Below are 5,968 nucleotides of genomic sequence, written 5' to 3'. Positions count from 1 at the left end.
GGCGTAGCGGCCAGCACCCAGCTCCACCACTCTGGCGCGTACCTCATCACTGATGCGATGGGGCGACGGCTGGCCGCGGTTGCCGTGCATGAAAGCCCTAGCGCCTCTCTCCGCGAAGCCTCTGCGCAAGCGCCGGATCTGTCGCTCCGACAGCTTCAGCGTCCGGGCGGCCTCCGCCGCCGACCACCTCCCTGCTGCTACTTCAGCGATCACGCGCAAGCGTGTCTGCTCCTTCTGGCTCAAGATGACCGGGTCCTCTCTCATGAAAGGACAGAATCATCGCTAGCGTCTCAACGGACAAATCTACTGAGCAGAACCAGCGGACAGATTCTCGGAGCAACGACAGGCGCGGCGGCCCATCGCCTGAGGGCTGCCGGGGGCGTGCTAGAATGCGCGTCGCGTTCCGCACCCCTCAGGCCCCAGCACGGCAACTGGACTTGTGGAGGTTCCTTACTTGGCCGTTGACCCGCAGACCATCCTAGGCTGGCTTCGACGTCTCGCCAGGCTCGACACCTCTGTCTTCGATGACATCCGCGGCAACCCCACTTCGACCATACCCGCCGTAATAGTCGTCAGCGTCGCGATCCTGCTCTCCGGAATCGGCGGCTGGCTCTGGTGGATGGTCAAAGACTTGCCCGAATCCGGCGACGTGCTCCTGAAGTCCGCCGTCATCGGCTCGCTTCTTGCCATCGCCATCTGGCACATCGTCTGGCTTGGCATCGTGTACATCCTGCTCACGCAGTTCTTCCGCGAGCGTGTCTTCCTGGAGCAGTTGCTCCGGGTCATGGGCGTCTCGATGTCCCCGCTGGCCCTGGGCGTGCTGATGTGGGTGCCAGAGATCTCCTTCGCCATCGGGATTGCCACGCTGGTGCTCGCCTTTGGGCTCTCCGTGATCGCCATCCAGCGCGTAACCACGGCAGATGCCGCCCGCGTCCTCGTGTCGAGCTTCGCCGGCTTCGTGGTCTGGGCCAGCGTGCTCACCCTGCTGGCCTCGAGCACGAACCAGTACGCGCCGGGTGTATTCCTCTTCGACGTGCCCGCGGAGACGGCCGCCGACCTCTTCGAGGCCCGCGACCTCGTGGGCGACTAGCGTCCAGGACGCCTTGACCGAAGCTGCCCTGACGGACGCCGAGCGGCACTCGCTCGAGCGGAACGTCCCGCGTTTCTACCTCTACACCGCCCTGACCTCCCTGCAGCTCTGGATCCCCATCTGGATCGTCTACCTGCAGGAACAGCGCGGACTCTCGCTGACCGAGATTACCTTCCTGGACATGCCGTTCTTCCTCACCCAGATGCTCGCCGAGGTGCCTACCGGCGCGCTTGCAGACCGCTACGGCCGCAAGATCTCTCTCCTCCTCGGCGGCGTCACCCTCACGGTCGCCGTGTTCGTCTTTGGCATCGCCGACAACTACGCCCTGATCCTCATCTCCTATGTCTTCTGGGGCGTAGGCATGGGCCTTCAGTCCGGCGCCGACCAGGCGTTCCTGTTCGACAGCCTCAAACTCTTGGGCCGCGAGGGCGACTACAGCCGCATCTTCGGCCGCGTGAACGCGACAACCGTCGCGGCGAACGTCATCGCCGGGCTCGCCGGGGCGCCGCTTGCGGCCGAGACGACGCTGGCCACGCCGATCCTGATCAGCGCTGGCATCACCGCGGCCTCCGTGCTGGTCGCGCTTACGTTTCACGAGCCGCCGCTCCACGAGGCGCGGCTCCCCTACCTCCAGACCGTCGTCGCGGGGGTGCGCGAGGTCCGCGGCCGGCGCGTGCTGCGGCTGGTGATGCTCTTCGCCGTCCTCGGCAGCATGTCGTCGATGGTCACGCAGTACTTCATGCAGCCTTACCTCAAGGGCCACGGCGCCTCGACCGCGAGCCTGGGCTTGCTGATGACACCGGTGCGGCTCGTGTCCGTCGCTGCCTCGTTCGCCGCCTTCCGCGTCGAGCGCCGGCTCGGCGCCTGGACAGCGCTGGCGATGACCCCCGTCCTGCCGATCGCGGCCTGCGTTGCGCTCGCCGCGTGGGACTCGATCTATGCCTTTGCCTTCGTGCCCATGGCCGCGGCAGGCGGCACGCTGCGCATGCTGCTGGTCTCGCATTACGTGAACGCGCGCATTGCGAGTCAGCAGCGGGCGACGATCATCTCCCTCTTTGCTCTGGCCACGGCCCTGGCCAGCAGCTTCCTGGCGCCGCTTTACGGCTATGTCGCCGATGAGCGCTCACTGCGGGCGCTCTACGGCGGCGTTGCCGTATTCAGCGCCTGTTCCCTGCCCGTGGTCATCTACTTCTGGCGTCGCGCCGAACGCGCCGAAATCGAACCGGGCCCGACGGCCGCGGCCTGAGGCCGGCCCGCCGGGGCTACACTGTCCGTATGGCGCTGGAGAAGCCTCCCGAGCAGGACATCGTCATAATCGGCGCCACTGGCGACCTGGCCCGTCGCAAGCTCCTGCCCGCCCTGTACAACCTCTTCCTGCGCGACCTCCTCTGCGAAGGCCGCATCGTCGGCGTCGCTCGCAGCGAATGGACCGACGCCGACTTCCGCGCCCGGGCACTGGAGGCCGTGCGCGAGTTCGGGCCACTCGAGTTCGACGACCGAGTCTGGCAGCGTTTCGCCGAGAGGCTGACCTACGTGCCGGCAGGGGAGGACATCGGAAGAGCTCTCGGCCGGACCAGCGCCGGCCGGCGCCTGGTGTATCTCGCAGTCCCGCCCTCGAGCTTCGAAGCCCAGGTGGAGGCCCTCGGCGGCGTCGGCGTGGACGGAGGCATGTCCATCATCGTGGAGAAGCCCTTCGGCCGCGACCTGGCCTCCGCGCGAGCGCTAAACGCGGTCCTCCGCCGCTACTTCGACGAGTCGCAGGTCTTCCGCATCGACCACTACCTGGGCAAGGAGACGGTGCAGAACATCCTCGTACTGCGCTTCGGCAACTCGATCTTCGAGCGCGTGTGGAACCGCGACGCCATCGACCACGTGCAGCTCACGATCGCGGAGGATATCGGTATAGAGGGCAGGGGCTCTTTCTACGAAGAGACAGGCGCACTGCGAGACATCATCCAGAACCACGCCCTCCAGGTGTTGTCGCTGCTCGCGATGGAACCGCCGGTCGCTTTCAATGCCGAGGCGATCCGCGATGAGAAGGCGAAGGTCTTCGCCGCCCTGCTGCCCGTCCTCCCGGGCGACGTCGTGCGTGGACAGTACAGCCGCGCCGTGATCGACGGCCGTGACGTCGCCGGTTACCTCGACGAGCCCGGTGTGAGCGCGACCTCGACGACCGAGACCTTTGCCGCGTTGCGGGTCGAGATCGACAACTGGCGCTGGAGCGGCGTGCCATTCTACGTCCGGGCCGGCAAGCGCCTGCCCCGCCGCGACACCGAGATCTCCATCGCCTTCCGCGACGTCCCCAAGCACTTCTTCGAAGAAATGCAGTGCGGCGACCTGCCCCCGAACCTGCTGCGCATCGAGATACAGCCGGAGGAGTCCGTAAAGCTGAGCATTCTGGCGAAAGTCCCGGGGCCGGAGATCGAGGTCAAGCCCGTGACGATGGAGTTCCGTTACGGCGACTCCTTCATGGGCCAGCCACAGGAAGCCTATGAGCGCCTCATCTACGATGCGCTCTGCGGCGACCACACGCTCTTCGCCCGGGCCGACGCCGTCGAACGGTGCTGGGAGGTACTCCAGCCAGTGCTCGACCGCCTGCCAGCGATCCGCTACTATCCGGCCGGCACCTGGGGACCGAAGGAAGCCGATGCGCTCATCGCCCCGCGTCAGTGGTACTTGCACTGATAGACTCCTCGCTCGGGATTCCGGACTCTGGTTGTCCTTCTGTTGGCCGGAGCCTAAAGTCCGATCCGGGAGTCCAAGGCCGGAGTCCACACCAATCCCGAGGTCCCTGCATGTGCCGGAGCATCAAGCGCCTGAGAGAACGCGATGAGATGGCGAGCGAGGACGAGATCAGGGCGGCGGCCCTGCAGTTCGTGCGCAAGGTGAGCGGCTTTTCGAAGCCCACGAGGGCGCACGAGGAGGCCTTCGCGCGCGCCGTGGACGAGATCGCGGCCAGTTCGGCGAGGCTACTCGAAGCGGTGACAAGCCGCCTGGCGCGCGCAGGCTGAGCCGCCAGGGAGGCTGCTCCGCGGCGCTGCTTCGGTCGCCGAGCACGGGCGGCGCTGGCCTGGAGGGAGGCCATATTTCGTTTGACACTCACGTAAGCGTGATGTAGATTTTCGACGCCCCGCGAACCGCGACTGTTGTTCCATGCCCAGGAGGTCTACGTGTGACTCAGGAAGCGCCGTCTCTGATCACGGACGAAATGCGCGCGTCGATTGGTCGAGAGAGCCCTCCCGTCCGCCACGAGGTCGACAAGACCGGCATCCGGATGTTCGCCCGGGCAGTCGGGCACACCGACCCCATCTTCTATGACGAGGAGGCCGCAAAGGCTCGCGGCTACCGCAGCCTCGTCTGCCCGCCGGGATATCTGGGCACCACGGTCTTCAACCCCAACCGCATGGCCGGCGTCATGGCGGCAATGGGCGGCCCTGGCGCTGCCGGGCCCGGCGGCCGCCGCATGCGCGTACTCAACGGCGGCACCGAGTACGAGTACACCGGCATCCCGATCTGCGCCGGTGACGTCCTCACCTCGGTCAGCAAGACTGTCAGCATCGAGCAGGTGACCAGCAGCCTCGGGCCCATGGTGATCACCCGCCGCGAAAGCACCTACACCAACCAGAACGGCGAAGTCGTCGCCCGCAGCTACGGCACGAGCCTCAACTACTAGGCCGGAGGAAGAGCATGGCAGAGCAGGTCTACTGGGACGACGTTAAGGAAGGCGACGAGATCCCGCGCCTGGTGAAGAACTGCAGCACCCAGCAGCTGGTGATGTGGGCCGCCGCCTCCGGTGACTTCTATCAGATCCACTACGACGAGACATTCGCGAAAGGCACCGGCCTCAAGGACATCATCGTCCATGGCGCCCTCAAGAATGCATTCCTCGGCCAGCTCCTGCACGACTGGATCGCGCCGGGGGGCCAGATCGTGCGTTACGGCTGCTCCTACCGTGGTATGGACTATCCCAACCAGGAGATCATCTGCCGGGGCATCGTGAAGAAGAAGTACCAGGAGGGCGGCAAGAACCTCGTAGAGCTCGAGATCTGGACTGAGACTGGTAAGGCGAACGACGACGGGCGCCCGAAGAACCCGGAGGGCATCAAGACCACGCCCGGCGACGCCATCGTCGCCCTGCCGAAGCGCTAGCCGGACGGTCACGGACCGTCCGAGTACGAGCCCCTGACTTCGATCTGGGGGCCGTCAGGAGAGGGGACGCATATGGCAAACGGATGGCTCGAAGGTAAGGTCACCGTCGTAACCGGCGGCGGCCGCGGCATCGGGCGTGGCATCGCCCTGCTCGCCGCCAAGGAGGGCGCCAAGGTCGTGGTCAACGACCCGGGCGTGGCCGTGGACGGCACCGGGCATGACAACGGCCCTGCCGCGGAAGTGGTCGAAGAGATCAGAAAGGCGGGCGGCACCGCCGTCCCGAACTTCGACTCCGTCGCCTCGGTGGAGGGCGGCGAGAGCATCATCAAGACGGCGCTGGACAACTTCGGCCGCATCGACGTGCTGATCAACGTCGCCGGTATCCTGCGCGACCGCATGATCTTCAACATGTCCGAGGAGGAGTGGGACGCGGTCATCGCCGTCCACCTCAAGGGCCAGTACTGCACCATCAAGCCGGCCTCGATCCTCATGCGCCAGCAGCGCTGGGGCCGCATCATCAACTTCAGCTCCACCTCCGGTCTGATCGGCAACGCTGGCCAGGCCAACTACGGCGCCGCCAAGGCCGGTGTCGCCGGACTGACCCGCGTGGTCGCGCGGGACCTCGGCCGCTACGGGGTCACCTGTAACGGCATCGCCCCCGGCGCCGCGACCCGCATGACGCAGACGGTCTCGCCCCAGGCGCGCGAGCTGCGCGCCCGCGCTGGCATC

Annotated in this window: 8 protein-coding genes; 7 read left to right on the top strand and 1 reads right to left on the bottom strand. The window is 66.4% G+C overall.

Translation table 11 applies throughout. The annotated features are described in order from the left end of the window. Window positions 1-264, bottom strand: a 264-nt coding sequence (locus VNN10_13690; GenBank protein HXH23071.1) for a helix-turn-helix domain-containing protein, incomplete at its 3' end; no start/stop codon positions are given. 190 nt (window positions 265-454) lie between these two features. On the opposite strand from VNN10_13690, the gene VNN10_13685 reads away from it, so the two are divergent. The 7 genes from VNN10_13685 to VNN10_13655 form a co-directional block, all read left to right on the top strand. After that, window positions 455-1,090 carry a YIP1 family protein gene (locus VNN10_13685; protein ID HXH23070.1) on the top strand — a complete coding sequence of 212 codons (636 nt, stop codon included), beginning with the start codon at window positions 455-457 and terminating at the stop codon, window positions 1,088-1,090. A 13-nt stretch (window positions 1,091-1,103) separates the two neighbouring features. Further along, window positions 1,104-2,336, top strand: coding sequence for an MFS transporter (locus VNN10_13680; protein HXH23069.1), 1,233 nt, complete (start codon window positions 1,104-1,106; stop codon window positions 2,334-2,336). A 29-nt stretch (window positions 2,337-2,365) separates the two neighbouring features. Further along, window positions 2,366-3,775 (top strand): glucose-6-phosphate dehydrogenase, encoded by a 1,410-nt coding sequence (gene zwf / locus VNN10_13675; GenBank protein ID HXH23068.1) that lies wholly within the window; start codon window positions 2,366-2,368, stop codon window positions 3,773-3,775. Between the two features lie 110 nt (window positions 3,776-3,885). Then, on the top strand, window positions 3,886-4,101 hold the full coding sequence (locus tag VNN10_13670; GenBank protein ID HXH23067.1) for a DUF2277 domain-containing protein: 216 nt from the start codon (window positions 3,886-3,888) through the stop codon (window positions 4,099-4,101). Window positions 4,102-4,262: 161 nt separating this feature from the next. After that, window positions 4,263-4,763 (top strand): MaoC family dehydratase N-terminal domain-containing protein, encoded by a 501-nt coding sequence (locus VNN10_13665; protein HXH23066.1) that lies wholly within the window; start codon window positions 4,263-4,265, stop codon window positions 4,761-4,763. A 14-nt stretch (window positions 4,764-4,777) separates the two neighbouring features. Beyond that, complete coding sequence (locus tag VNN10_13660) at window positions 4,778-5,239, top strand: MaoC/PaaZ C-terminal domain-containing protein (protein ID HXH23065.1); 462 nt, start codon at window positions 4,778-4,780, stop codon at window positions 5,237-5,239. Window positions 5,240-5,311: 72 nt separating this feature from the next. Then, a partial coding sequence (locus VNN10_13655; protein HXH23064.1) for an SDR family NAD(P)-dependent oxidoreductase occupies window positions 5,312-5,968 on the top strand: 657 nt, incomplete at its 3' end.

Source organism: Dehalococcoidia bacterium (assembly GCA_035574915.1).
Taxonomy (GTDB): domain Bacteria; phylum Chloroflexota; class Dehalococcoidia; order DSTF01; family WHTK01; genus DATLYJ01.
This window is presented reverse-complemented; position numbering and strand designations above follow the sequence as displayed.